This window comes from Streptomyces sp. NPDC054842, from assembly GCF_053611025.1.
Genome location: NZ_JBSGZN010000026.1, coordinates 40501 through 66523, shown reverse-complemented (window position 1 = coordinate 66523; position 26023 = coordinate 40501). Strand labels below are relative to the sequence as shown.

Sequence of the window (26023 nt, the reverse complement as noted above, 5' to 3'; positions counted from 1 at the left end):
CCTTCTAGGGCAGGGTCCATTTCTGGTTGGGTCCGGTGTGGCAGGTCCACAGGTGGACCGGCGTTCCGTCGTTCCAGGTGTCGCCGGAGGCGTCGAGGCACTTGGCGGACTGCGGGTTGCGGACCGTGCCGTCCGACTGCGGCGTCCACTTCTGCGCGCCCGTCCCGTTGCACGTCCACAGCTGGACGCGTGTGCCGTCCGCGCTTCCGCCTCCGGACACGTCCAGGCACTTGCCCAGCGCCTTCAGCGTTCCGTCGCCCGGCACCGACCACTTCTGCGCGGCCGAGCCGTCGCACGACCACAGCTGCACCTGCGTACCGTCCGCCGTGCCGGCGTCCTTCACGTGCAGGCACTTGCCGCCGACCCCCTTCACCGGGCCCGACCGGGCACCGCCCGTGGTGGTGAAGGAGAACTCGTCCACGTCGAAGAGCGAGCCGCTGCCGCCCTTGAAGACGAGGTAGAGCGTGGTGGAGCCGGTCGGCTGGCCGCTCAGGTTCGCCGTCACATCCCGGAAGGTCTCCCAGCCGCCGGTGACCGGCACGGTCGCCGTGCCGAGCAGCGTGCCCGTGGTGGACCCGGCGCGCACCTCGATGGTGCCGCCGGCGCCGGCGGAGGAGACGCGGGCGGTGAAGGCGGTGGTGTTGCCGAGGGTGTACGGCTTGAAGGAGATCCAGTCGCCGCTGTCGATGTAGCCGACCGTCTTGCCCCCGTTGGCGGGAGCGTGGCTGACGACCTGGACGCCTGAGGAGCCACCGTAGTGCTCGGCCTGCCGGTGGCTGGGCTGCGTGATGTGCTGGTCGTGCGTGGTGAGAGCCGGCTGGCCGTTCGCGCCCTTGTCCGTGTACTCGGCGTCGACGACACCGAAGATGTTGGCGTTGGGGTCGTGCTCGCCGTCGGCCAGGGTCTGCAGGGTGCCGGTGCAGCCGGTCGTGGAGGTCTGCGGGTGGCCGTGGCTGTCGTGGCCGATGATGAACGTGACCTTGACCTTGGCGCAGTCGACGGTGCCGTCCTCGGGATCGGTCACCGTGACCTTGAAGGGGATCGCCGCGCCGGCGTCGTGGATGGCGCCGTCGCCGGGCAGGTCGATGCGCACGGTGGGCGCGGTGTTCCCGACGGTGATCTGCACGGAGGCGGTCGCGCTCTTGCCCGTCGCGTCGGTGACCTTGAGGGTGGCCGTGTACTGCCCGTTGGCGGTGTAGGTGTGGGACGGGTCGGCCGTGTTGGAGGAGGTGCCGTCGCCGAAGTTCCATGCGTAGGAGAGGGCGTCACCGTCCGCGTCGGACGTGCCCGCGGAGGAGAAGGTCACGGACAGCGGTGCCTTGCCCGAGGTGACGTTCGCCTTGGCCTGGGCGACCGGGGCGTGGCCGCCCGTGACGTGCTCGATGCGGTAGAGGGCGGAGTTGGCGTCGCCGTTGAAGTAGCCCGTGCCGTAGTCGAGGACGTAGAGGGCGCCGTCCGGCCCGAAGGCCATGTCCATCACCTGGGTGCCGCTCCAGGGGAAGGAGTTGACGGACTGCACGGTGCCGTCGCCGGCGGCCTCGATGCGCTTGATCCAGCGGCGGCCGAACTCGCCCGCGAAGAAGTCGCCGTCGTACTCCTGGGGGAACTTCACGTCGGAGGCCGAGTTCGCGTCGTAGCGGTAGACGGGTCCGCCCATGGGTGATTCGGATCCGCTGCCGAACTCCGGTACGGAGTCGCCGTCGTAGGGGATCCAGGCGGGCTGGGCGGCGGGCAGGTCGGTCAGGCCGGTGTTGCGCGGCGAGGTGTTCTTCGGGGCGGCGCAGTTGAACGCCGATCCCGCCGAGCCGGAGGCGAAGTCGTGGTCGATGTACGCGTCGTTCTTGCCCGTGCAGTACGGCCAGCCGAAGTTGCCCGCCTTGGTGACGCGGTTGAACTCGACCTGCCCGGCGGGGCCTCGGGACGCGCTGGCGGTGCCCGCGTCGGGACCGTAGTCGCCGACGTAGACGGTGCCCGTGGCCTTGTCGACGCTCATGCGGAACGGGTTGCGGAAGCCCATCGCGTAGATCTCGGGACGCGTCTTCGCGGTGCCGGGCGCGAAGAGGTTGCCGGACGGGATCGTGTACGAACCGTCCGCGGCCACCTTGATGCGCAGGACCTTGCCGCGCAGGTCGTTGGTGTTGCCCGCGGAGCGCTGGGCGTCGTAGGCCGGGTTGCGCGAGGCGCGCTCGTCGATGGGGGTGTAGCCGTCCGAGGCGAAGGGGTTGGTGTCGTCGCCGGTGGACAGGTACAGGTTGCCCGCCGCGTCGAAGTCGATGTCACCGCCGACGTGGCAGCACAGGCCGCGGGACGCCGGCACGTCGAGGATCTTCTTCTCGCTCGCCGTGTCCAGGGTGCCGTCCGTGCGCAGGACGAAGCGCGAGAGCCGGTTGACTCCGTCGAACGGGGTGAAGTCGGAAGCGGTCCCGTCCGCCGGGGCGTCGCCCGTGGGCGTGCTCAACTTGGGCGCGTAGTACAGGTAGATGAAGCGGTTGGACGTGAACCCGGGGTCGACCGCGACTCCTTGGAGGCCCTCCTCGTCGTGGCTGTACACCTGCAGCGTGCCCGCCACACTGGTGGTCCCTGCGGCGTCGGTCAGCCGGAGTGTGCCGTCGCGGGAGGTGTGCAGCACCGACCGGTTCGGCAGCACCGCCAGGGTCATCGGCTCGCCGGTCTCGGCCACGCCCTTGGCAAGCGTGACCTGTTGGAACTCGTCGGCGGCCGCGGACACGGCCCGGCCGCCGGGGTCCGCCGTGTCGGCGGCGGCCGGGCTCATGGGCAGGGCCAGGCCGAGGGCACAGGCCGCGGCCGTCAGGAGGAAACGGACACGTCTGTGTCCGCGCGTTCTCGTGCGCACAGAGTTCTCCCGGGGGTGGGGGTGGCGGCAGGCCGCAGGGACTGCCGTGAGGGAGTACAGGCGCGCGCCGTCGCGCCGTCGAGCCCCGGCCGAAGTAATTTATGACCGGTTCATTTCAGGGAAGTTAGCGGGGTTGGTCCTCACCCGTAACCCCTTTCCATCAAGATCTTCATTCTTTTTCCGCTCAGGGGACAAAGTGCGATCTCGCTTGCGGGGCAAGGGAGTTGACGGCAGTCGTCCGTCGCTGGGAGGCGGGACGTGGGAAGAGAGCCGTCGGCAGAGGACGGCAGGTCCACGGCGACGGCAGCTACGCCGGAGTGGACGGAACGCGCCATCAGGGCCGGGCCGACAGCGACAGCCGGGCCTAAGCCGAGGTGGTCAGCGGGCCTCTTCGACGTGGGCCGCCAGGTGCGCCAGCGAGGACGCCATCGCGGCCTCGTGCACCGCCTGCTCGATCCCGGGCGGGACGTCCGTGGCGGTCACAGCGGCCTCGGTCCCGGTACCCGCGGCGTCGAGCCGCCATGTCATCGTCATGGTGCCCGCGTACGACGGATCGTCCGCCTCGAACACCGCCCGCTGCACCACCCGCTCCGGTGGCACGAGCTCGGCGAACTCGACCTCGACCACATCCGTCGCCCCCGAGGACTTGCCGGGGCTGTCGGTGGCGTCGAGATAGGTCAGGACCATGCGGAAGCCGCCGCCGGGCCGGGGATCCCACCGCTCGATGCGCCCGCTCATGCCGTCCGGCGGCAACCAGACCTCGAGGGACTCCTTGCGGACGAGCGCGGCGTAGACGGCCGCCGGTGGGGCGGCGATCAGCCGGGCGGCTCGGTCTCTCCGGTCCATGCGCCGAGTCTACGGTCGCGGGCCCGGCCACGCCGGACGCGGGAGGCCCTGCCGTCCCGCATCCGGCGGCACGGGGCCGGGCACCCAGCGCCTCTCGTTCGCCTAGGCCGGCAGTTGCTCCCGGTACGGCTCCAGCGCGGGCGCCGTCTTCGTCGCGATGAACTCCGTGATCCGGTACTCGCACACCCCGGCCGCGACGAAGGGGTCCGCCGCCGCGATCCGCTCGGCGCGGGCGCGGTCGATGCCCGCCGCGATCACGATGCCGCCGGTCCGCGGGTCCTTGCGACCGGAGGCGATCACCACGCCCTCCTCGTACAGGGTGCTCAGCCAGGCCACGTGCGCCCCGAGGTGCTCCTCGACGCGCTCGATGGGTGCCGTGTAGGTCAGTTCCATGACGAACATGATCCGCAGGTTAGCCGGACCCGGCCGCCGGGTGCCCGGCGGGTGGGGGACCGGTCGCCCTCCCGAGCGCGTGCCCGTACGTCGCCGCGCCGGCAGTGGGAGGGTGCGGACCGGTCCCGGCCGTGGTCAGGGCCTGTGGCGACCGAAGGTGAGGTAGGCGAAGCTCTCGCCCTCGCGTGGAGCCCGGGTCCAGGACCGGGTGGTGAAGGTGGGGAGCTTCCCGCGGGTCAGTGCGAAGCGGGGGAGCGAGAGGCCGAGTTCGTCCTGCACGGCCTGCAACAAGCGCAGCTCGCGGGCCGGTTCGGAGTCCTCCGGGCGGAACAGCCGCGCCGGGTCCAGGGCTTCGGGTATCGCGCCGGAGCGCAGGACCTCCGCGCCCCGCACGGTGAACGCGTAGAGCTCCTCGCCCCGCTCGGCCACCGACAGGTGGAACGCGGCGGGGTGGTCGTCGGAGGACCCGAACGCCGGATCGCGCCAGAGCACCACCGCCAGGCCCGACGAGGAGGCGGCTCGCGCGGGGGACTCGGACATCGTGCCCAGCCGGTGATGGGACTGGCCGTCGAAGGCGAAGGCCCACCCCCCGGCGGTGCGGCCGGCGCTGACCACGGCCCTGTCCTCCCACAGTTCCACGCCCTCCCGCTCGTGGGGCCTGGGTGCCCTCCAGGACGCCGTACGCGGATTCACGGGCGCGCTCAGCCGGGCGCCGTCCTCGCCGATCAGCGCGGGCAGGAGGGTGGGGTCGGTGTCCTGGACCCAGACACAGCGGTAGCCGTCCAGCCTCTGCCCGTTCGGTACCGGCTCCGTCAGCCACGTCAGGCCCGGGGGGTCGAGGTCGGGCACCGGCTCGGGGGCGGGGCCCGTCTGCCCGGACCGCGGTGTCGCGAGTATCTCCCGTCCGCGCTCCGGGGTGACCAGCGGGCCCAGAACCGGATCGGCGAGCAGCCCGATCGGAGCGATCAGCGCAGGTCCGGGCGTCTCCCACCGCGGAAGCGCCTCGCGCAGCACCCGCCACGCGGCGTCGCCCCCTCCCCACCGGGCCGATTCCCGGGCCTCGGCCACGGCCCGGCCCCAGGGACCGGGAGGCGCGTAGCGGTGCGTGCCGTCCCGCACCGCGTCCAGCACGGCTTCGGCGACCGCCCGGTCCACTCCCCGGGCGGCCATCATCCTGAGCCAGTGCTCGCGCTCGTCCGGCTGCCGTGCCTCGCGCGCCGTACTCATGGCCGCCACCGGCAGGGTCTCGGGGAGGTAGCGCGGGTCGGCCACCAGAGCGCCGTAGTCCGAGGCACCGTGCGGAGCCAGCAACAGCTGGAGCTGGTGCAGCAGGACGGCACTCCGCGGCCGTCCGAAGGACCGCGCCTCCTCGAACAGCGGCAGGGCATCCTCGTACCGCCCGCGCAAGGCCAGCAGGCGGGCTTCCTCGGTGCGGGCGTCCTGTGCGCGGGTGGTCGCGTTCACGAAGTCGGGTCTCTCCACGCGGTCGGCGTGGAAATGGCGGTACATGGCCTCCATGTACGCCCTGAACGACGGGTAACGGTCCGGGTATTCACCGCTCCACCCCTTGAAGACGAAGAGCGCCCATTCGCCGTCCTGGTCGCGGTCGCCCGGGTCGAGCAGGGCGTGCGACATGTCGGACTCCGTCTCCAGCCGCAGCGCCCTGCGCCACATTCCCGCGAGGAGGACGTCCTCCTCGCGCGAGGAGGCGTCCAGTTGCTGCTCGTACAGCGGGCTCATGCCGTGCGGGTCCCGGAACCAGTCGATGTCGGCGGCGCCACCGAGCTGGTGGACGGCGGCCATCTGGTCCACCCGCCACCCGTCACTGGCGGCGAGGAACGCGCGGTAGGAGGGCGGCAGTCGGGTCCCCAGGCGCTCCTCGGCCGCGGCGATCGCCGCCTCGTCCGCGCCGGGCCCGCCCAGCGGGGCGGCGGGCTCGTCAGCCGCGTCATCGTCCGCGCGCGGAACCCACTCCTCCTGCCAGCGCCCGAGGAATTGATGCCAGTTGAATGCCTCGACAGTCATGCGCGGATCATGGCACCACCCACTGACAACGCAGTCCCGGCCCCGTCACCGGCGTGATGCCCCAGGGCACTTGTGCCTCGGGGTTGCAACTCCGGAGCCGAGCCGCGAGACGCGCCCGGCGACTTCGAAGACGACGGGCTGCCCGACGTCGTGATTCCGGCGTCTCCGCCCACTGCGGGCAGACCTCAGGTGGTGCTCGGTGCCGGCTGGGGCTCGGCAGGGGCGCACTTCGTGCGGCGGGGGAGCAGCAGCGGGGTCGCCAGGAGGAGGAGCCCGGCCAGTCCGATGGCGGTGCGCGGGCCGAGGAGGGTCCCCAGCAGGCCCCAGAGCGCTGTCAGCAGCGCGGTCGAGGCCTTGGTCGTCACCGCCCAGGCGGACAGGGTGCGGGCGACCCGGTCGGCCGGTGTGCGTTCGAGGCGACAGGTGGCCTGGACCGGGTTGAACACCCCGCAGCAGAAGATGAGCCCGAGTTCCACGCCCACCACCAGCAGCAGCCCTCCCGTCCCCGGCCCCACCCAGGCGAGCCCGACGGGCCACAGGGCGCGCAGCGCGCCCGTCACGACCAGGACCCGGTGTCCGCCGAACCGGGCGACGAGCGGCCCGGCGAGCCGCGAACCGAGCAGCCCGGCGATCGACGGCGCGGCGAAGGCGAGGCCGTACTGCCACGGCGCGAATCCGAGCGGTCCGAGCATCAGCACGGCCAGCAGCGGCTGCGCGGCCATGACCAGCCCGTTGAACAGCGCGGTGTTGAAGAACAGCGGCCGCAGCGTCGCGTCGGCGAGGATGTGGCGCCAGCCGTCGAGCAGGTCCCGGGCCCGCACCCGCGTCGCCTTCCGGTCCGCCGGCCGGGGCTCGTGCCCGCCCATGGCGCGGATGCCGAGAGCGGAGAGCAGATAGCTGACCGCGTCGGCCACCACCGTCGCCACCGGGCCGAGCAGCCCGATCGCGAGGCCCCCGAGCGGCGGCCCCACGATCGTGGTCGTCCAGGACGTGGACTCGAACCGCGCGTTGGCGACGAGCAGGTCCTCGGCCGGCAGCAGGGTCTTCAGGTACGCGCCGGAGGCGGCACGGAAGGTGATGTCGGCCGCCGCGACGACGACCGAGACGAGGAGGAGCTGGAGGAAGCTGAGCACGCCGAAGGCGAACGCGACGGGGATGGTCAGCAGCGCCGCGCACCGCACGAGGTCCATGGTGATCAGCACCGGCCGCTTCCGGCGGAACTCCACCCACGGGCCGAGCGGCACCGCGACGACCGCGCCCACCGCGGCCCCCACGGAGGACAGCGCGGCGACCTCGGCAGGCCCGGCGTCCAGCACGCGGACCGCGATCAGCGGGAACGCGCCGAAGGCCAGCCAGGTGCCGAGCGCGCTGGTCCCGTACGCGGCCCAGAGCCACCCGAACCGCCGGCCCAGGCGCACCCCCGTCGACCGCCCCGGCCCGTGCCAGCCCTTCATTCCCGATGCTCCTCGCCCTCACCTGCACAACCGGTCCGCGTACGACTGCATCAAAGCGAGCACCGTACCCAGCGCACAAACAACCGCGGAGCCCTCAGCCACAACCAACCGTTGTGGCCCTAGGCTGGCGGCATGGACCTCGACATCGTCCGGACCTTCGTCGCCGCAGCCGAGGCGGGACAGTTCCAGGAGGCCGCCGCCGAGCTGGCCGTCACCCAGCAGGCCGTCTCGAAGCGCATCGCGTCGCTGGAGCGCGATCTCGGCGTGCTGCTGTTCACCCGTACCGCGCGCGGCGCCGAGCTCACCATCGACGGCCAGGCGTTCCTGCCCCACGCGCGCGAGCTGCTGCGCGTCGCCGAGCGCGCGTCCGCCTCCGTGCGCGCCGGCCGTCGTCCCCTGCGGGTGGACGTGATCGCCTCGCGGGGCGCGGCGACCGGGCTGATGCGCGGCTTCCACCGCGCGTACCCCGAGATCGACCTCGACGTCGTGATGCTGTTCGAGATCGAGACAGCGGTCGCCGCCATCCGCTCCGGTGCGATCGACGCGTCCTTCCGCGCCGTCGCCGCGCCCGGCCGGCCCTTCCCCGACGACATCGCGGCGGTCCGGGTGCTGGACGAGCCGATCCAGCTCCTCACGGGCCCCGCCCACGCGCTGGCGGGCGCCAGGTCGGTGACCGTCGCCCAGCTGGCCGGGCACCGGATCTGGATGCCCGGGATCGTCCCCGGCACGGAATGGGCCGCCTACTACGACGACCTCGTCGCCGGGTTCGGCCTCACCATCGAGGCCACCGGCCCCAACTTCGGGTCGGACGCGCTCCTCGACACCATCGCCGACACCCCGTCGCTGGCCACCTTCATGGGCGGCGACACCCGCCTCGTCTGGCCCGCGGGCCACGGACTGCGCCGTATCCCGATCACCGACCCGACGCCCGTGTACCCGCACGCGCTCCTCTGGCATCGCGACAGCCCGCACCCGGCCCTGGCCACGCTCCGCGCCCACCTCGCCGCGACGGCGCCCGGCCACGACGCCGCGGGGACCTGGGCACCGGACTGGGTGATCCCCCGCTGACCGACCGGCGAACACGGCCGGTCCGACGGAGCGGTTACACCTGCTCCTCGTAGACCCTGACCCGGTCGGGTTCGAGCCGACCGATCGCTGCCGCTAGGAAGCCACCAGATCCCACATCACCCCGTGCGGCAGTGACGGGTTGGCTGCCGCCGCCTCCACCACGAGCCAGTCGGGGTCGGTGAGCAACTCCTGGATGGCTGATGCCGGGAGAGCCGGATGGCCCGCTGCCGTCCGCCTCGCCCGTCCGTCGGTCAGACAGGCGAGGAGTGCCGGCCCCGTCGCATGCGGATGCCGGGCGATCTCGCGCCACGCCCTCGCCGCCGTCGGCCGGTGTCGAGCCAGGTCGCACAACAGCTCCGCGGTCGCGTCCGGGTTGGCCGCCACCCCCGCGGCCACCTGAACGCCGTACCGCTCCACCATGCCTCGCAGGTGTGCCTCGTCGAAGCCCGGATGAGGGGCGACGGACTTGACCACCTTCGCGTCGGGGTCGGTGGCCAACGCGTCGCGGACTCCGGCGGGCAGATCGCGCCGTAGAGCCGTCAGCATCCGCACGGCGGACGTGGGCGACTGGGCCAGCGACTCGACCTCGTCGAGACGGGCGGCGGCGATCCGCGGCGGCAGGGTCGGACCGATCTTGCAGGTCGAGGCCAGGCGGACCAGCACGTCGAGCGGCACGTCCGGGTGATGGGCCAGGCTGCGCTGTACGTCGTGTCCGCGGTCGTCGGCCAGGATCCGGATCAAGGACTCGTCGATCGCGGAATTTCCCGCGAGGTCGGCGCGTATTGCGGGAACGGGGTCCGCGGCCAGCAGCCGGTACACCTCCGCCGGCAGGTCGGTTCGGCTGACGAGTGCCCAGCGCAGGAGGACCGACGGGTGGGCGGCGAAGTCGACCACCGCATCGACGGGTGTGGCCGGGTTCCCCAAGGCCGCTTGGCGGATGTCGTGCACCGTGGACTCGTGGGCTCCGTCGCAGAAGGCACCGCTCGGCAGGTCACGCGAGGGCTGCCGGCCCTGAGGATCATCCGCGCACGGCGTCGTCCCGCCGTCGCAGACCAGGCACCAGCGAGCGGGAGGCAGGCCCTCGTCGCTCAGCAGCGCGGCGAGGACGGCAGGCGGGGTCGCCTCGTTCACCGCCACCGCACGCCGGACCTCTGCATGAGGATGACCGGCCAGCCCGGCGGCCACATCCGGCGTGGCCCACAGGGCGAGTTCCGCGACGACCGCGATGTGCGAGTCGTGTGCCAGAGTCTCCACCACGTCGGACGGGAGGCCGGGGCAGCCGGCCAGTTTCTCCCGGCGCTCGACGAGCGGATCCGCCGCGAGAAGGCGCGCCCACTCCGGGTTCCCGGAACGCTCATCGAGGAGAGCCAGGGCGGTGAGCGGCTGTGCCGAGGGATCGACGTCGGCGGCGGTCAGCCGGCCCCTGTAGGCGAGGAGCGGCCCGCTCTCCGGTACGCGAGAGGCCAGCTCCACCGCCTGCGCGTGGCTGAGGTCCGGCCGGCCGGCCAGGCTGTCCGCGACGTCCTCGTCCGCGATCGCGATCAGCCGGTCGACCAGTTCGGACGGCAGGGCGGTATTGCCGGCGAGACCGCACAGGACGTGATGCACGACAGGCATCATGCCCGCGCCGAGCGTGAAGGGCGCGGGTTTTTCTGCGCCGTCGCACGGCTCCCGGCGCCGAGGCGGCTGGGTCGCCTCCACGGCCAATGGGGCGTGCCAGTGCACCTCGACGGCCGGTGGGCGTGCCCGTAGGGGCCGGGGCGGGCACCTACCGGCACGCCACATGACCGCTCCCCGCCCCGGCGTCGGTCGTCGCCGTCGTCAGGGGCGGAGGATGAGCCGGATGGGGTTGCCCTCCTTCTGCTCCAGCCGTTCCACCGCCCGGGCCGCCTCCGTGAGCGGCAGCACGTCGCTGATGGAGCCGGAGAAGTCCAGCCGCCCGTTCTGGATCAGCCGCAGGAGCTGGGGCAGGGCGACGGGCATGTCGGAGCCGTAGTGGCCGAGGATCTGCTGCTGCAGGTAGCTGAAGCGGGTGCCGTCCGACACGGTGAGCGGCTTGTCGGTCAGCCCGACCAGGACGAGCCGGCCCTTGGGTGCCAGGACCCGAAGCGCTTGTTCGCGCACCGCCGGGACGCCCGCGAAGTCGAAGGCGGCGGCGAGACCGGCGCCGCCCGTGAGCCTGGTGACCGTCGCGCGCAGCTCGGGGTCGGCGGAGTCCAGTGCGAAGTCGGCGCCGGCCGCGAGGGCGCGCTCCCGGGCGACGGGGTTCGGGTCGACGGCGATGACCGGGCAGGCGCCCACCGCGCGCAGCAGCTGCACGGCGTGCACTCCGAGCCCTCCCACGCCCCAGACGCCGACCGCCTCGGCGGGCAGGACCGCACCGGTGGTGGTGATCGCGCCCCAGGGAGTGGAGACGGCGTCGGGAATGATCGACCCCTGCTCGAAGGGGATGGAGTCCGGGAGCACGGTGAGCGCGTCGGCGGACGACAGGGCGTACTCGGCCCAGCCGCCGTCGTAGTCGACACCCCGCGTGTAGGTGACGCCGTCGCGCACCTCGCCCGCGTGCAGGACCACACGGGTGCCCGTCTGCCACGCGGTGACCCCGTCGCCGACCTCGGCGATCACGCCGGACACCTCGTGGCCGAGCGTGACGGTGTCCCCCTTGAGCAGCAGCGGGGTGAGCGTCCCGTCGATCAGGTGAACGTCGGAGAGGCACACGCCCGCTGCCTCCACCTTCACCAGGACCTCCCCGGGGCCCGGCTGGGGGCGGGGTACTTCCTCCATGCGCAGGGTGCGGCTGGGCACGTGCAGTCGGGCGGCGAGCATCTGCTCCATGGGGCGGTCTCCTCGGTGCGGCGGCGAGCCTCGCGCCATATCGCAGGTCGCCTTGCGTTCACCGTACACCCAACGCAGGTGGACTTGCTTTACGCTTGCACGGTGAACGCCGCCCCGTCCTCCGCACCAGAGCCCGCGCCCGCACCCCCTCTGCGACGGCGCGGCGAGCGCATGCGGCGGGCCGTCCTCGCGTCCACCGTGGACATCCTGTCGGCGGAAGGACTGCGGGGAGCGACCGTCGCCGCTGTCGCCCGGGCGGCCGGAGTGCACGAGACGTCGGTCTACCGCAGGTGGAAGACCCGCGAGAACATGATCCTCGACGCGCTGACCACGGAACTGGACACCGCGCTGCCGATCCCCGACACCGGGGGCGTACGGGAGGACCTGACGCGGTTCTTCCTGGCGCTGGTCCGGCTGCTCGACTCGGCGCAGGGGCGGGCCCTGCTGCGCCTGAGCGCGGAGCGGGACGACACGCTCGACGACTGCCGCACCGGCTACTGGCGCGACCGGCTCGAACGGGCCGCCGTCATGGTCCGGCGCGGCGTCGAGCGAGGGGAACTGGCGGCGGACACCGACGCCGGTCTGGTCGTCGAAGCCATCAGCGGGCCCCTGTTCACGCGCGTCCTCCTGAGCGGGGCCCCCCTGGACGGGGCCCTCGTGCACGGTCTGGTCGGCCTCACACTCGACGGGGTCAGGCGCGCCGAGGGCTGACATCGAGGGCTCCTGTGGGGTTGATATCGGCGCCGTTCGGGAGTTGGCTGCCAGAGCTTCCCGGTCGGTCGGCTGTCGGCGGCGTGCGAGGTCGCCGAGGCGCCGGTGCGGGGTGTTCGCAGCGCGTGAATCCGCCAAGGTGCCGGGCCTCGCAGGCCCGGTGGCTCCCCTCCTCGGCGCCGGTCGGGCGCATGCGGCGTCCGGAACGGCGAGTGAGGCAATGTGCCGGTGTCGGACGTCAGGAACGGCGTTCGCCGAAGTCTTGGCCGTGAGCAGGCGCGTCCTCCGGTGACCGGAATCTCCTGCCGCCCGGTCTCGGGCCTCGCGCGGGGGTGGGGCGCGCGAGGTGATCCACAGTGCGCCTCCTGCCTCATAACGGTGTTTATGCCTCTCAGCGAGCAAACCGCCCTCTTTCGCGCCTTACTGGCCTGCCGTCCCGCCTGTTTCGCTTGTTCCTGCGCACGGCCACCTCGCTCACCACCGGGCGTTCTCCTCACTTCCGTTCAGCTCCCGGAGGGCATGTGTCAGTACCGGACAGCGTCACTGGTCCCGCGGTCGACGAAGCGCCTCCGCCACCGCCCTCGGAGCAGGCTCGCACGAGTCTCGGGACACAGGCCGCCCGCCAGTTGGCGACCACCACCAAGTCCCGGCCGCAGATGCGGGCCATCTCCTCCCGGTGGCTGCTGCGGACGCTGCCGTGGGTCGACGTCCAGGGCGGCGCGTACCGCGTCAACCGGCGACTGCACCTGCACGTGGGCCGCGGACGCGTCCGCTTCGAGCACAACGGCGCGGACGGCATCAGGGTGATCCCCGGGACACTGGCCGAGCTGGCGGCCCTGCGCGGCTGCACGGACACGGAAGTCCTGGACGAGATCGCCGGCCGCTTCACGACGAGGGAGGTCGAGCCCGGAGAGGTCGTCGTCCGGGCCGGCCAGCCCGTCACCGAGATCCACCTCGTCGCGCACGGCCGCTTTCGCCGCTTCACCGACGGCGCCCACGGCGACGAGCAGTCCCTCGGAGTCGCCACGAACGGCGACCACCTCGGGGACGAGGCCGTCGGCCGGTCCGACCCCGTGTGGCCGGACTCCGTGCGCGCCGAGACAGCGGGAACCCTGCTGGTGCTGCCCCTGCGGGCGATCCGCGAACTCAGCGACCGGGCACCCTCGCTCGCCGCCCACCTGGCGTCGTACGACCGGCATCGGCGGCGTGAAACGAACCGCGCGGGTGAGTCGGACATGCCGGTGAGGGCCGGACACACGGGCGAACCGCCGCTGCCGGGCGGGTTCGTCGACTACGAGCTCGCACCCCGCGAGTACGAACTGTCCCTCACCCAGACCGTGTTGCGCGTGCACTCCCGGGTCGCCGACCTCTACAGCAGTCCCATGGACCAGACGCGCGAGCAACTGCGGCTCACCATCGAGGCGGTCCGCGAGCGCCAGGAGTGGGAACTGGTGAACAACCGCGAGTTCGGGCTTCTGCACAACGTGGACTTCGAGCAGCGCATCAGCACGTCCACGGGACCTCCGACACCCGACGACATGGACGAACTGCTGGCGATGCGGCGCGGGACGCGGCTGATCCTCGCCCCTCCCAAGGCCATCGCGGCGTTCTTCCGGCAGTGCAGCAGACGCGGCCTGATGCCCGCGTCCACCACGGTCAACGGTCACAAGGCCCTCGCCTGGCGCGGAGTCCCGATCCTTCCCTGCGGCAAGATCCCGACCTCCAAGGCCCACACGACCAGCATCATCGCGCTGCGCACCGGCGAGGCCGACCAGGGCGTCGTCGGGCTGTACCAGACCGGCATCCCCGAGGAGTACCACCCCGGACTCAACGTCCGCTTCATGGGCGTCGACCAGAACGCCGTCGTCAACTACCTCGTCACCGTCTACTACTCCCTGGCCATCCTCGTGCCCGACGCGGCCGGCGTGCTGGAGAACGTGCAGCTCGGCCGCACCGCCGACTGAACAGGTGGAGCACCGCACACATGACCACGTCCACGGACGACGCCGCCGCGTTCACCCCGCCCGGCCCACCCCACCCCGTTCCGACCCTGCGCGCCAGGCGCAGCGGAGCCGTCCCGGGGCTCCGGTACCGCCCGGCCGCCCCCGCCGACCCCGAGAAGGCCGCGGAGATCGACCGGAGACTGGAGGCATGGGCGCGCGGGCTCGACCTGTTCCCTCCGCAGTGGACGGGAGACTTCACCCAGTTCCAGTTCGGCCGTGCCGTCGCCCTGCAGCACCCCGGAGCGGCCGACCTGGAGCGCCTCACCGTCGCCGGCAAACTCCTGCTCGCCGAGAACATCGTCGACAGCTGCTACTGCGAGGAGGACGAGGGCAGGGGCGCCGTGCGCAGCGGGCTCGGCGGCCGGCTCGTCGTGGCCCAGTCGGCGCTCGACCCGTTCCACAGCACTCCCGAACTGGAGGAGCGGTGGCGCCGCGGAGTGCAGGCGGACGGCCCGTTGCGCTCGTACCACTGGGCGCTGAAGGACTACGCCGCCGTGGCCACACCCAGCCAGACCGGCAGGTTCCTGCACGACATCGCCCGACTGCACCTCGGGTACCTCGGTGAGGCCGCCTGGGCGGAGACCCGGTACGTGCCGGACATCTGGGAGTACCTGGTGATGCGGCAGTTCAACAACTTCCGCCCCTGCCTGTCCATCGTGGACGCCGTCGACGGCTACGAACTGCCCGAGGTGGTCCACGCCCGCCCGGAGATCCAGCGGATCACGGCCCTGGCCTGCAACGCCACGACGATCGTCAACGACCTGTACTCCTACACCAAGGAGCTGGCGAGCGATCCCGAGCACCTCAACCTGCCCCAGGTGGTCGCCGCGAACGACCAGTGCGGCCTCAAGGCCGCCTACCTGAAGAGCGTCGGGATCCACAACCAGATCATGGACGCCTTCGAGGCGGAGGCCGCCGCCCTCTCGGCCACCTCGCCACTCGTCGAACGGTACGCCCGCGGCCTCGCCGACTGGGTGTCCGGCAACCACGAGTGGCACGCCACCAACAGCCACCGCTACAGCCTGCCCAACTACTGGTAGGCCGAGCGTTTCCGCCAGCACGTCAGCACAGTGTCCACGCGAGGAGAGTCACCGTTGACCACCGTCCCCACCGCCGTCACGTCCGCACCGGTGCCAGCCCAGTCCACGTACCAGAACCGTGTCGCGGAGTACTGGAACGCCGAGGAGAACCCGGTCAACCTGGAACTCGGAAGGATCGACGACCTCTACCACCACCACTACGGCATCGGCGGCGCCGACGGCTCGGTGCTCGACGAACCGGATCCCGACCGGCGCCGCGAGCGCATCACGCATGAACTGCACCGCCTGGAGCACGCGCAGGCGGAACTGCTCGCCTCCCACCTCGGCGACCTCTCGCCCGACGACCGGGTCTTCGACGCCGGCTGCGGTCGCGGCGGCGGCAGTGTCGTCGCGAACCTGCGCCACGGCTGCCACGCCGACGGCGTCACCCTCTCCGTCAAGCAGGCCGAGTTCGCCAACGAGCAGGCCCGCAAGCGCGGCATCGACCACAAGGTGCGCTACCACCACCGGAACATGCTCGACACCGGACTTCCCTCCGGCGCCTACGCGGCGTCCTGGAACAACGAGTCCACGATGTATGTCGAGTTGGACCTGCTGTTCGCCGAACACGCCCGCCTGCTGCGCCGCGGCGGGCGGTACGTGGTCATCACCGGCTGCTACAACGACACCTACGGGCAGGCGTCCCGCGAGGTGTCCCTCATCAACGCCCACTACATCTGCGACATCCACCCGCGGTCCGAGTACTTCCGCGCCATGGCGCGCAACCGGCTCGTGCCCGTGCACGTGGATGATCTGACGGCGGCGACCATTCCGTACTGGGACCTGCGCCGACAGGCCGACCACCTGGTGACCGGCATCGAGGAGACCTTCCTGGACGCCTATCGCAACGGCAGTTTCCAGTACCTGCTGATCGTCGCCGACCGGGTCTAGACGCGAGGACAGGGGCGCGCCCGCCTGCCTGGCCGATATCCCACCCGTCAATTGCGCTTCGCAATTGCACTTCATCGGGACGGATTTCGGCGCGGGGCGGGCGGCCCCTGTGTGCGTCGTCTCCGTCGCCGCCCGGTACGCGCGGGCCGCCGTCGAAGCGGTGGGCCGGGGGTTGTGACGCTTACATCATGACAGGTCGGAGGCGCTTTCAGTAGGACGAAGGGCACAGCTCTTCCGGGTTGTCCGGCATTCTCGGCAACACGCAGAATTCCGCCATGAATTACTCGGCGAAAATCGACCAGGACGACATCCTGCGAGCGCGGAATGTCCTGCTCGCCTCGGGACGCCGCACTCCCCGCGAGGAAGTCGGCGCCTACCGTGTCCTTGCCCGGGTCAATCCCGCCGCCTATCTGCCCCGCCTGGTGAAGGCGCTGCGGCACCTCAGTTACGAGCACCGGCCCGAAGCGGCCCTCCCCCTGTGCGAGGAGGCGGTCGCCGCCGCACGAGCCGTCGACCCGGCCGGGCCGGAGCGCGCCGATCTCCTGTACGGGGCTCTCGACACGTACCAGAGGGAACTGTACGAACTGGGCAGGCGGGCCGAAGCGCTCGCCGTCCGCGCCGAGATGCTCGCCATCGGCCGGGCGCGGGCCGAGACGTCACCAGGCCGCGTGATCGGGGGTCTCTCCGAGTGGGCAGCCGGCCTCTCCGAAGAGGGCCGCTACGCCGAAGCCGCCGACGCCGCGACCGAGTTGGCGATCGCCGCGCTGCCCTGGGGGCCCGCCGAAGGAAGTCTCGCTTGGACCCCGGTGCAGTGGATCGCCGCGCTCCGTGACGCGGGCCGGTCCGACGAGGCACTCGCCGCCTTCAGGACACTCGTCGACATGGAGGCGGGCCAGGCAGTGGATGACGACCGCGGCTCGGTCGCCTGCCATCTCTTCGCGCTGCTCGAGTACGGGCAGTTGCTCGGCACCCACGGCCGGGGACGGCAGGCCGCCGCGGCCCGGCAAGAGGCGCTTGCCCTGCTGACGGAACTGGCGGTCACGGGGGAGCGTGGATCCTGGAACGGCTACCACTTGTCGTTCTGGGCGACGCTGCTGTCGATGTCCGCCGCCGAGAGCGAGCGGCCGCGGCCCGGGGAACCCCGTCCGCCGTGGGGTGTCACACCGTTGCAGTGGTCGCCCGAAGTCCGGCGCGACTACTACGACAGCCGCGACGCGCTCCGTGCGGAGGTGGACGCGCTCGCCGTACGGGCCGAGGAGGATCCCGAGGGCCACCTCGCCGAACTGGTGCGGCTGCACCGGGTTCTCACCATCCGTTGCGCCGTCTACTGGGAGGCGCGCGACCCCTCGTGGGTCACGCGCACCGGCCCGCTCTTCGACGAGGGCGTGGACCTGGCACTGCGCTGGTCCCGGCACCGCCCCGCCGAGGGAACCCCGGCACTCGTCAGGTCCCTGCTCGACCGTTCGGCCTTCCGTGCCGCCACCCGCGCGTTCGGCCCGGCCCTCGACGACTTCCGCGAGGTACTGAGACTCGTGGGGGAGCGCGGTTCGGCCGACTGACCAGCGTCCCGGAGTGACCGCACCGCCCGTACCGGTTCTCGAAGCGTCCTCGACCGGAAGGTGAGCGTTCTTCGAGGGGGTTGCCCGAGCGTGAGCGATGTCGTGGCGTGCTGTGTCGTCGGGAGGCTCTCGTGGGCGAACGGAACAGTGCAGGAACCGCGTTGCGGGTGGTGCGGGGCACCGCGGGGGAGGAGGAGCTGGCGGCGGTCGCGGTGGTCCTGGGCGCCCTGCTGTCCGGCCGGGAGCGAGGCGATGACCACCCGAAGGAGGAGCCGGGGACCGCGCGATGGCGGCAGGACGGCAGCCAGGGCGCCTACCGCTCCCCCCACTCGTGGCGCCATCCGCCCCGACTCCCCTTCGCGGGGTGACGCGGGACGGCGACGGCCGGTGAGAAGAACAGCGGTCGGCAGCGCGGCTCGGGCGGCTCGGCGGCGTGACCCGGTGATCCGACCTCTCGGCGTGATGCGGCGGCGGTCCGCCTAGACGACGGGGGCCGTGACCGGCCACGCCCCGCGGTCCACCAGATCGAGGACGAGCGCGGCGATGTTGTGCGCGTCGTCCTCGCCGCGGTGGTGGCGTCCCTCCAGGGGCAGTCCGGCGATCCGCAGGGCCTGAGCCATACCGGGCTTTCTGCGCAGCCCGTAGGCCGCGGCGAACACGGCCTTGGCGTTCGTGTGGGTGCGCTCCGTCGGACGGCCGAAGGGGTAGGCCACCCCGTCGGCCTGACTCTGCCGCGCGAACTGCCGCCGGTCGTACTCGCCCCAACTGGCCCACGGGCGCTCCCCGGCCCCGTACTCCTGGACGAGGATCCGGCATGCCTCGGCGAAGGTGACGCCCCCGTCGACCTCGGCCTGCGTCAGTCCGGTCAGCTCGGTGCAGAAGTCGCTCACCGCCGACCGGGCGGGGCGGACCAGAAGGCGGTGCCGGGACACGCGGCGCCGTGCCGGCACGTCCACGACGGTGAGACCGATCTCGATGATCTCGCTCACCGAGCCGGGCGGCGGCTGTCCGTCCCAGCAGGTGGCTTCGACATCGATGACGTTCAGCAGGGCGGATTCGGGGCGCATGCCGCCGAGCGTAGGGAAGTGGGCCCGGTCCCGGCATCCCTGTTTGTGCCCTGCAGAGGCTGGTGCCGACGTCTCAGGAGGCGCCGTCCACAGCGATGCCCAGCTGTTCCGCCACGGTGGTCAGGGCGGTTCCCAGCGGGAGGGTGACGCGGGCGAGGGCGTGCTGGTCGCCGCGGGTGGGGTCGCGGTTGACGATCACCACCGGCTTTCCGGCCTGAGCCGCCAGACGGACGAACCGGAGACCCGACATCACGGTCAGCGAGGAACCGAGAACCAGCAGCGAGGTCGCGCCGTGGACCAGGGCGCGGCAGTGCTCGACCCGGGCCGGGGGAACGGACTCGCCGAAGAAGACCACGTCCGGTTTGAGGATGCCGCCGCAGACCGTGCAGGGAACGACGTGGAAGTCCCCGACCTGTTCGTCCGTGAGGTCGGCGTCGCCGTCCGGATTGATGGCGGCGGCCACCGGGGCGAAGCCCGCGTTGGCCTCCTCGAGACGGCGGGCCAGTTCCCGGCGCGGGGTGAAGGCGCCGCAGGTGAGGCAGACGACCCGGTCCAGGCTGCCGTGGAGTTCCACGACGCCCTCGCTCCCGGCCGCCTGGTGCAGACCGTCGACGTTCTGCGTGATCACCCCCGAGAGCAGACCGTGCCGCGCGAACGCGGCGACGGCCCGGTGCCCGGCGTTCGGGCGGGCGCGGCCGAAGGTGCGCCAGCCGAGATGGCTGCGCGCCCAGTACCGGCGCCTGGCCGGGGCGCTCGCGGTGAACTCCTGGTAGGTCATCGGGGTGTGCCTGCTCAGGCTCCCGCCCTCGCCCCGGTAGTCGGGGATGCCGGACTCCGTGGAGATGCCCGCCCCGCTCAGCACCAGCACGCCGCCGGTGCCCAGCGCCCCGGCGACCGGCTCCAGGTCCGTGGTGCCCGGCGGCAGCTCCCCGCTGGGGGTCCAGTTCAGAGTGGGACGCATGCGCATTCAGCCAGGGTACGGAATCCGGCGGCGTGACCCCGCTGCGCCGGTCAGGTCGGCAGGGCGCCGAGCTGCCGAAGCTGGGTGAGGACGTCGACGACACCCCGTATCTCGGCGATCCGCCCGTCGGCGAAGCGGAAGACGAAGATCTCGCTGTACGTGACCGCCCGGCCCGTGGGGGCCAGGCCCCGGTACTCGCCCTGGTGGGTCCCGGTCACGGTGTTCCTGGAGACGACCTTGTCCCCCTCCGCGATCGTCTCCTCGATGGTGACGCGGATGTCGGGGAACGCGCGCAGTAGCACGCCCCACACCTTCTTCAGCGCCTTCGCGCCGGTCTCACCCGTCGGCACGGGGGCATGGAAGAGCACGTCCGGTGCGACGAACTCGTCGATGGCCTTCAGGACGGTTTCCGGATCGCCGCTGTTCACGGCGGAGTGGAAGCGGTGGAGCGTCGTCGTGTTGTCCGTCGTCCCGGCTTTCGGCATGCGGTCTCTCCTCCGGCCCGTGCGGGAAGGTGTCATGGCGATGAGACGAAACAGCCGCTCGGAACGTGACACGGCCCGCGAAGAAGGCTCGCGTCCAGTGCCTGGAGCGTGGGACGCGCGGCCGGTTCGGGTGCTCGGCCCGAGCGAGTGGAGCGGGTCATCCGTCGTGCCGCGCCGTGGAGAAGTGGTCCGTCAGGGCCTCCACCACCACGCGTACCTCCGGTGACGTCCATCGCTCGCCGTGGCGGACCAGTTGGACGGGGACGTCGGGAAGCGGCGGGCCCTTGATGACGGCCAGGCGCTCCTCGCGCAGCGCGGTCGCGACCGCGCTGCGGGGCAGGATGCTGATGCCGAGACCGGCCATGACGCAGCTGCGGACCGCTTCGCTGCTGCCGAGCCGGGTCAGGCGGGTGTGAGCGCCGGACGCGGCCTGGAGCCGGCCCGCGATCCGGTCGCTGTACGAGCAGCCCTCCTCGTGCAGGAAGACGTCCTCGTCGGCGAGTTGGCGCCACGTGGCGGCCCTCCCCGACGAGGCCATGGGGTGTTCCGGCGGTCCGACCAGGGCCAGGGCCTCCTTCCCGACGACGGTCGCCGCGAGGTCGGGGAAGGCGACCGAGTCCTCCAGCAGCAGCGCCAGGTCGAGTTGGCCGCCGCGCAGTCCCTCCACCGAGGCATGGGTGCCCGCGGGGAACAGGTGCACGGCGATGTTCGGGTGGCTGCGGCGCAGCGCGGCGATCACGGGAGGCAGATGCGTCGAGCACAGGGTGTCTCCCGCGGCGACGGCGACCGTACCCGCGGGTTCCGAGTCGGCGGCGGCCGAGCGCAGCCTCGCCTCCGCGTCGAGGACGGCCGCGGCCTCCGGCAGCAGTCGGCGTGCGGCGGCCGTCATGCGGGCGCCGCGCGGCATACGGTCGAAGAGCTGCACTCCCAGCATCTTCTCCAGGGACTTGACCTGCGTCGTCACGGTGGACTGCGAGAGGTGCAGCTCCGCCGCGGCCGACGTGAAGTTCTCCGTCCGTGCGACGGTCAGAAACGTCCGGATCAGCTGTGTCTCCACCCCCCGACCTTAACCCGATAACCATCGAAGTAACCAATGATGACCATCGAGAATCATCGCTTCCTTCGATGCCTACGGGATGGCACTGTAGGGGCATGACTTCGAACCTCACCGACACGGTGCTGCACTACGCCGCCTTCACCGCCGACCCCCTGGGCGGGAACCCGGCCGGGGTGGTCCTGGACGCCGCGTCGTACGACACCGCTCGCATGCTCGCCGTCGCCGCGGACGTGGGGTACTCCGAGACGGCGTTCATCACGGAGCACGACCTGGACCGACGCCGGTTCACCGTGCGCTACTTCAGCCCTCTCGCCGAGGTCGACTTCTGCGGACACGCGACCATCGCCGCCGCTGTGGCCCTGGCCGAACGCATCGGCCCCGGCCCGCTGGTGCTGGACACCCAGGTCGGTGAGGTCCCGGTCCTGACGGTGGCGGACGCCGACGGGGCGCTGCACGCGACGCTGACCAGCGTCCCGACCCACACCCGTCCGGCGAGCGGGACGGAGCTGAGCGAGGCCCTCGCCGCACTGGGCTGGGCACAGGCGGACCTCGACACCGAACTCCCGGCGCACGTGGCCTTCGGAGGCGTGCGGCACCTCGTCCTCGCCGCCCACACCCGGGCCCGGCTCGCCGACCTGGACTACGACTTCGACGCCCTCGGCGAGGTCATGCGACGCCACGGCTGGACGACGCTTCAGCTCGTCTGGCGCGAGTCGGACGACCTGTTCCACGCCCGCGACCCGTTCCCCGTCGGCGGCGTGGTCGAGGACGCGGCGACCGGCGCCGCGGCGGCCGCGTTCGGCGGGTACCTCAGAGCTCTTGGCCTGGCACCGCACGGCCGCACCGTGCGCATCCACCAGGGCGACGACATGGGCCGCCCCAGCCTGCTCGACGTCGACATCGACCCCGCGGACCCGCGGATACGAGTCAGCGGACAAGCGGTGCCGATCAAGCACTGAACCGGGCAGGCCCCCGGGCCCGCGTCCGGGCGGCCCCGGCCGGGCGGTGGAGCCGTCGCGGGCCGGATCGCAGGCGGCCGGCTGCCCGTACGAGCGGGCGGCGGCGGCCGGCGCACCGCACGCCGTCGGGCGCGGGCCGGGGCCGGTCGGCGCCCGCTCAGGCCGTGTCCAGGTCGGCGAGGAGCACGTGGTGGTCCGAGTACGCGCTCGGGCGCACGCGGTGCCGCACCGAGTCGATGCCTCGCAGGAAGACGTAGTCGAACTTGCTCTGCCAGTCGGTGGTCGGTTCGCAGGCCCCGCCGACGGAGTGACGGCACTGCGGGTCCGTGTCGAGAGCCAGGGTCCACATCCTGTCGAGCTCCGGGGCGTCCGGTACGGCGTTGAAGTCGCCGAGGACGATCGCGCGGTCGTGCCGGGCGACCTCCGCGGCCAGGACGCGCGTCTGGGCCGCCCGGACATCCTCCTGCCTGCGCTGGGCGAGGTGGGTGTCGAAGACCCGGACGGACCGGCCGCCCACGGTGGTGGTGACCGCCATGTACCCGCGGTCCTCGGAACCGCCGTCGGGGTATTCCGCCAGGACGAGGTCCGTCATCGGCGCCGCCGAGAGGATCGCCTGCCCGTAGCCGCCCGGACGCCACGGCACGCCTCCGCAGCGACTCCAGTTCCGCAGGACCGCCCCGTATTCGACGTGGTAGACCAGCCCGTGCAGGTTCTCCAGATGGTCCCTGATGCTCTCGACGTCCCGCACACACGCTTCCTGGAGCCCGATGACCTGCGGAGCGTACGTGGCGATCTCCGCCGCCCGGTCGGCGTTGCTCGCGTCGCACGGGTTGCACATGTTCCACGTCATGACCCGGTTCGGTACGACGTCCCTGACCGCCTCGACCGGCAGCGGCCCGCCGAAGAGGGCATCCCGCGGGGCACTGGGCCCGATGAGCGCCAAGCAGGCGACGATCAGTGCGCCGACGTGCAAACGCGTGCCCCTGGCGAGCACCATCGCCTCCTCGAAGTCGATCCCCTGGCATCCGACGTGTTCCCGTACGAGGTTATGGGACGCCCCGCCGCCGGCCCGCGCGGAGTGACGGATCCCGGCGTCCTCGGACGGCGGCACGGCGTTCGCCGCCTCTCACCCGATGGTGACGACACGCGCCCAACCGGGCGGAGTGTCCGGGACGTAGTCGGGATCCTCCTCGTGCGTGCGGTGGTCGGTCCGGGGGAAGAGACCGACGACGGTACGGCAGGGCGGTGGCGCGGAGGGCCAAGGGGTCTGCCCGTCCGTCAGGGCCACGATGACGTCGGGACCGGGCCGGGAGCGCAGCGCCCGGGCGAAGCCGGAGCGCAGGTCCGTGCCACCGCCGCCGATCAGCTCCATGCTCTCGGCGCGGCAGAGCGGGACGGCGACTCCGGCCGCCGCGTCGCAGGAGATCACGGAGACCAGGTCGCGTCGGCCGCCCACCGCCCGGGTGATCGCCGCCACCTCCAGCAGCGCGCTGCCCAGTTCGGCGTCGCTCACGGACCCGGAGGTGTCGATCACGACGCAGACCCGCGGCGGGGTACGGCGCAGGCTCGGCAGGATCACCCCGGGGACGCTCGCGGAACGCCGTGAGGGCCGCCGGTAGCTGTGGTTCTCGCCGGCCCCCGGAGAACCGGCGGCCGAGCGGACCGCCGAACCCAGCAACTGCCGCCAGGGCTGCGGGGGTTGGAACGCCTCGTCGGCCCAGCGGCGCCACCCCTCGGGTGCGCTGCCCGGCCTGCCCTTGATCGCCTCCGCGACCCGGAAGCGGACCGCGTCCCGCTGCTGCCGGGTGAGTCCCTGCGCCCCGTCGGGGCCCAGTTCCCACGGGCGGTGCTGACCGTCGGCGCCACTGCCGCAGTCCAGCCAGGCCAGGTCCGCGGCGAGCCCGGACATCGAGGACCGCCTCAGGTACTCCTCCATCAGCAGTCCGTCGGGCAGCCGCAGCAGCGAGGGCAGGACCACTCCGGCGGGTTGGGGCAGCCCGTCACCGTAGATGTCGTCGTTGATCTCGAAGTCCGCGGCGATGTTCCGCCGCAGCCGTTCACCCGGCCCGTACTCCTCGTACTGCCGCGCGTACCGCTCGCCCCGCCCGTGGTGGTCCCGGAGCAGATGGGAGACCTCGTGCACCCAGACGCCCGCCAGCTCCTCCACCGGGGTGCGCGCCACGAAACCGGGGGAGACGTAGCAACGCCAGTGGGCGTCCACGGCCATCGTCGGCACAGAGCGGTCCTCCACCACGTGCAGCGCGAAGAGCGCCCCGGCGAGGTAGGGGCGTACGTTCACCGCGTGCAGCCGGGCGGTCAGCAACTTCTCCATGTCCAGCCGGAGGCCGGCCCGGTCGGACGCACGGACGGGCCCCCGGCCGGGTTCCGGCAGGGCCGCCCGCACCGGGCGCGGCGCCGCGGGCCGGGGCACGGGACGCGGCACCGGCCGCTTCGCGACCCCCGTCACCAGCCCCGCCCCGCCGTACGCTTCGCGGCCGCGGCGGCCGCCGCCTCGACCCTTCCCACCGAGCGGTCCGCCTGCCGGGCGATGCCGACCACCGCGGCCAGCCGCTCCATCGTCTCCGGCACCTCCCAGTCATCGCGCCGCACCGCGGCCAGTGCCGTAGCCGGGGCGACGAGCAGGTCCGCCGCGCCGGTCTCCATCGCCCGGACCAGGACGGCCCAGCCCGCCTCCCACCGCGCCCGCTCGGGCCGCGCGCCGACGGCGGCCACCACCGCCTCCAGAGCCGCCTGCCGCAGGTCACCCCGCTCGGGCAGCTCGGCGCCGGCCGGATCGGCCAGCAGGGTCTCCGGGTCCGGCAGGTCCATCCGGTCCAGGTGGGCGAGCAGTTCGAGCCCCGGTCCGTCGCCCACGGCGCCGCGCACGAGCAGGGCCAGCACCTCGCGGGAGACGGAGGCCGCGGTGCCGAAGGCCAGCAGAGTCAGCGCCGCGTCCCAGCTGCGGGGCGAGGGCCAGGCACCCCCGCGTCGCGTCTCGGTGCTGGGCAGCCGGTGGATCAGGGTCGGCCGGGCGGCCAGGAAACCGCAGACCGCACGGCGGGAGAAGGCGACGGCCTCGGCCAGCCGTCCGGGCGCCAGCCGGGGCAGTTCCGCCCGCGGCCAGACGCCACCCAGGCCGCGCACCACCACCTCCTGGTCGTGCACCCAGTACAGGTGCACGAACCGGTTGGCCAGGGGAGGGCTCAGTTCCCAGCCGTCCGCCGCCGAGGCGCGCGGGTTGGCGGCGGCCACGATCCGTACGCCCGGCGGCAGTTGCAGCGCACCCACCCGCCGCTCCAGCACGACCCGCAGGAGCGCGGCCTGCACAGCGGGGGTCGCTGTGGAGAGTTCGTCGAGGAACAGCAGCCCGCGTCCGGCCCGTACGAGTTCCACGGCCCACTGCGGGGGTGCCATCGGCACGCCCTGCACCGCCGGGTCCTCACCGACGATGGGCAGGCCCGAGAAGTCGGACGGCTCGTGGACGCTGGCGATGACGGTGGTCAACGGCAGATCGAGGGAGTGCGCCAGCTGGGTCAGGGCCGCGGTCTTCCCGATGCCCGGTTCGCCCCACAACAGCACGGGCAGGTCCGCCGCCACGGCCAGGGTCAGCGCTTCGAGCTGCTCGTCGGCGCGCGCCTCGGTGGTGGTCGTCCGCAGGAGGGACAGGAGGCTGTCGGCGACGCCGAGGCGGTCGTCCGTCGCTGTCGTCCGGGCGGGTTCGCACCGCGCCGTGGTCGGGAGCGGAGTGGGCAGGAGCGTACTGGTGGTCATCGGCA

Annotated in this window: 22 protein-coding genes; 8 read left to right on the top strand and 14 right to left on the bottom strand. The window is 72.5% G+C overall.

Features of this window, described 5'->3' with window-relative positions:
* Positions 1-4: 4 nt before the first annotated feature.
* The 5 genes from ACWGIS_RS21215 to ACWGIS_RS21195 form a co-directional block, all read right to left on the bottom strand.
* Positions 5-2854: a PQQ-dependent sugar dehydrogenase gene (locus ACWGIS_RS21215; RefSeq protein WP_453363986.1), complete on the bottom strand. Its 2850-nt coding sequence runs from the start codon at positions 2852-2854 to the stop codon at positions 5-7.
* Between the two features lie 378 nt (positions 2855-3232).
* Entirely contained in the window at positions 3233-3700 is a 468-nt protein-coding gene (locus tag ACWGIS_RS21210; RefSeq protein ID WP_453363985.1) for an SRPBCC domain-containing protein, read from the bottom strand.
* Between the two features lie 102 nt (positions 3701-3802).
* The gene (locus ACWGIS_RS21205) at positions 3803-4102 is read right to left on the bottom strand and encodes a YciI family protein (RefSeq protein WP_453363984.1); all 300 of its coding nucleotides are present in this window, start codon (positions 4100-4102) and stop codon (positions 3803-3805) included.
* A gap of 126 nt (positions 4103-4228) precedes the next feature.
* Positions 4229-6118: an SMI1/KNR4 family protein gene (locus ACWGIS_RS21200; RefSeq protein ID WP_453363983.1), complete on the bottom strand. Its 1890-nt coding sequence runs from the start codon at positions 6116-6118 to the stop codon at positions 4229-4231.
* A 185-nt stretch (positions 6119-6303) separates the two neighbouring features.
* Entirely contained in the window at positions 6304-7572 is a 1269-nt protein-coding gene (locus ACWGIS_RS21195) for an MFS transporter (RefSeq protein ID WP_453363982.1), read from the bottom strand.
* Between the two features lie 132 nt (positions 7573-7704).
* Between ACWGIS_RS21195 and ACWGIS_RS21190 the strand changes: the two genes are divergently transcribed.
* Positions 7705-8640: a LysR family transcriptional regulator gene (locus ACWGIS_RS21190; protein ID WP_453363981.1), complete on the top strand. Its 936-nt coding sequence runs from the start codon at positions 7705-7707 to the stop codon at positions 8638-8640.
* 93 nt (positions 8641-8733) lie between these two features.
* On the opposite strand, the gene ACWGIS_RS21185 is transcribed toward ACWGIS_RS21190, so the two are convergent.
* Both ACWGIS_RS21185 and ACWGIS_RS21180 read right to left on the bottom strand, forming a co-directional pair.
* Positions 8734-10248 (bottom strand): hypothetical protein, encoded by a 1515-nt coding sequence (locus ACWGIS_RS21185; RefSeq protein ID WP_453363980.1) that lies wholly within the window; start codon positions 10246-10248, stop codon positions 8734-8736.
* Between the two features lie 213 nt (positions 10249-10461).
* Complete coding sequence (locus ACWGIS_RS21180) at positions 10462-11475, bottom strand: zinc-binding dehydrogenase (protein WP_453363979.1); 1014 nt, start codon at positions 11473-11475, stop codon at positions 10462-10464.
* A gap of 171 nt (positions 11476-11646) precedes the next feature.
* Here ACWGIS_RS21180 and ACWGIS_RS21175 point away from each other — a divergent pair, with 171 nt between their 5' ends.
* The 6 genes from ACWGIS_RS21175 (at position 11647) to ACWGIS_RS21150 (ending at position 18086) form a co-directional block, all read left to right on the top strand.
* Positions 11647-12186 carry a TetR-like C-terminal domain-containing protein gene (locus ACWGIS_RS21175; RefSeq protein ID WP_453364034.1) on the top strand — a complete coding sequence of 180 codons (540 nt, stop codon included), beginning with the start codon at positions 11647-11649 and terminating at the stop codon, positions 12184-12186.
* Between the two features lie 521 nt (positions 12187-12707).
* Entirely contained in the window at positions 12708-14150 is a 1443-nt protein-coding gene (locus tag ACWGIS_RS21170) for a family 2B encapsulin nanocompartment shell protein (protein WP_453363978.1), read from the top strand.
* Entirely contained in the window at positions 14147-15229 is a 1083-nt protein-coding gene (locus tag ACWGIS_RS21165; protein WP_453364033.1) for a family 2 encapsulin nanocompartment cargo protein terpene cyclase, read from the top strand. The genes ACWGIS_RS21170 and ACWGIS_RS21165 overlap by 4 nt, the downstream gene beginning before the upstream one ends.
* 54 nt (positions 15230-15283) lie before the next feature.
* Complete coding sequence (locus ACWGIS_RS21160) at positions 15284-16159, top strand: geranyl diphosphate 2-C-methyltransferase (RefSeq protein WP_453363977.1); 876 nt, start codon at positions 15284-15286, stop codon at positions 16157-16159.
* A 275-nt stretch (positions 16160-16434) separates the two neighbouring features.
* Positions 16435-17718, top strand: a complete 1284-nt coding sequence (locus ACWGIS_RS21155; RefSeq protein ID WP_453363976.1) for a hypothetical protein — start codon at positions 16435-16437, stop codon at positions 17716-17718.
* 131 nt (positions 17719-17849) lie between these two features.
* On the top strand, positions 17850-18086 hold the full coding sequence (locus ACWGIS_RS21150) for an acyl-CoA carboxylase subunit epsilon (protein WP_453363975.1): 237 nt from the start codon (positions 17850-17852) through the stop codon (positions 18084-18086).
* A 111-nt stretch (positions 18087-18197) separates the two neighbouring features.
* Here ACWGIS_RS21150 and ACWGIS_RS21145 read toward each other — a convergent pair whose 3' ends face one another.
* From ACWGIS_RS21145 to ACWGIS_RS21130, 4 genes are all read right to left on the bottom strand, one after another.
* Positions 18198-18785: an exonuclease domain-containing protein gene (locus tag ACWGIS_RS21145; RefSeq protein ID WP_453363974.1), complete on the bottom strand. Its 588-nt coding sequence runs from the start codon at positions 18783-18785 to the stop codon at positions 18198-18200.
* A gap of 73 nt (positions 18786-18858) precedes the next feature.
* The gene (locus ACWGIS_RS21140) at positions 18859-19752 is read right to left on the bottom strand and encodes an NAD-dependent protein deacetylase (protein WP_453363973.1); all 894 of its coding nucleotides are present in this window, start codon (positions 19750-19752) and stop codon (positions 18859-18861) included.
* Positions 19753-19796: 44 nt separating this feature from the next.
* On the bottom strand, positions 19797-20231 hold the full coding sequence (locus ACWGIS_RS21135; protein WP_453363972.1) for an ester cyclase: 435 nt from the start codon (positions 20229-20231) through the stop codon (positions 19797-19799).
* Between the two features lie 157 nt (positions 20232-20388).
* Positions 20389-21288, bottom strand: coding sequence for a LysR family transcriptional regulator (locus ACWGIS_RS21130; RefSeq protein WP_453363971.1), 900 nt, complete (start codon positions 21286-21288; stop codon positions 20389-20391).
* Positions 21289-21383: 95 nt separating this feature from the next.
* On the opposite strand from ACWGIS_RS21130, the gene ACWGIS_RS21125 reads away from it, so the two are divergent.
* A complete protein-coding gene (locus tag ACWGIS_RS21125; protein WP_453363970.1) occupies positions 21384-22247 on the top strand; it encodes a PhzF family phenazine biosynthesis isomerase in 864 nt (287 codons plus the stop codon).
* Between the two features lie 157 nt (positions 22248-22404).
* Here the strand turns inward: ACWGIS_RS21125 and ACWGIS_RS21120 are convergent, their stop codons facing one another.
* The 3 genes from ACWGIS_RS21120 to ACWGIS_RS21110 all read right to left on the bottom strand — a co-directional run bounded on the left by ACWGIS_RS21120 (position 22405) and on the right by ACWGIS_RS21110 (position 26018).
* Positions 22405-23244, bottom strand: a complete 840-nt coding sequence (locus ACWGIS_RS21120; protein WP_453364032.1) for an endonuclease/exonuclease/phosphatase family protein — start codon at positions 23242-23244, stop codon at positions 22405-22407.
* Between the two features lie 129 nt (positions 23245-23373).
* Positions 23374-24579, bottom strand: coding sequence for a vWA domain-containing protein (locus ACWGIS_RS21115; RefSeq protein ID WP_453363969.1), 1206 nt, complete (start codon positions 24577-24579; stop codon positions 23374-23376).
* Between the two features lie 131 nt (positions 24580-24710).
* On the bottom strand, positions 24711-26018 hold the full coding sequence (locus tag ACWGIS_RS21110) for an AAA family ATPase (protein ID WP_453363968.1): 1308 nt from the start codon (positions 26016-26018) through the stop codon (positions 24711-24713).
* Between the last annotated feature and the right edge of the window lie 5 nt (positions 26019-26023).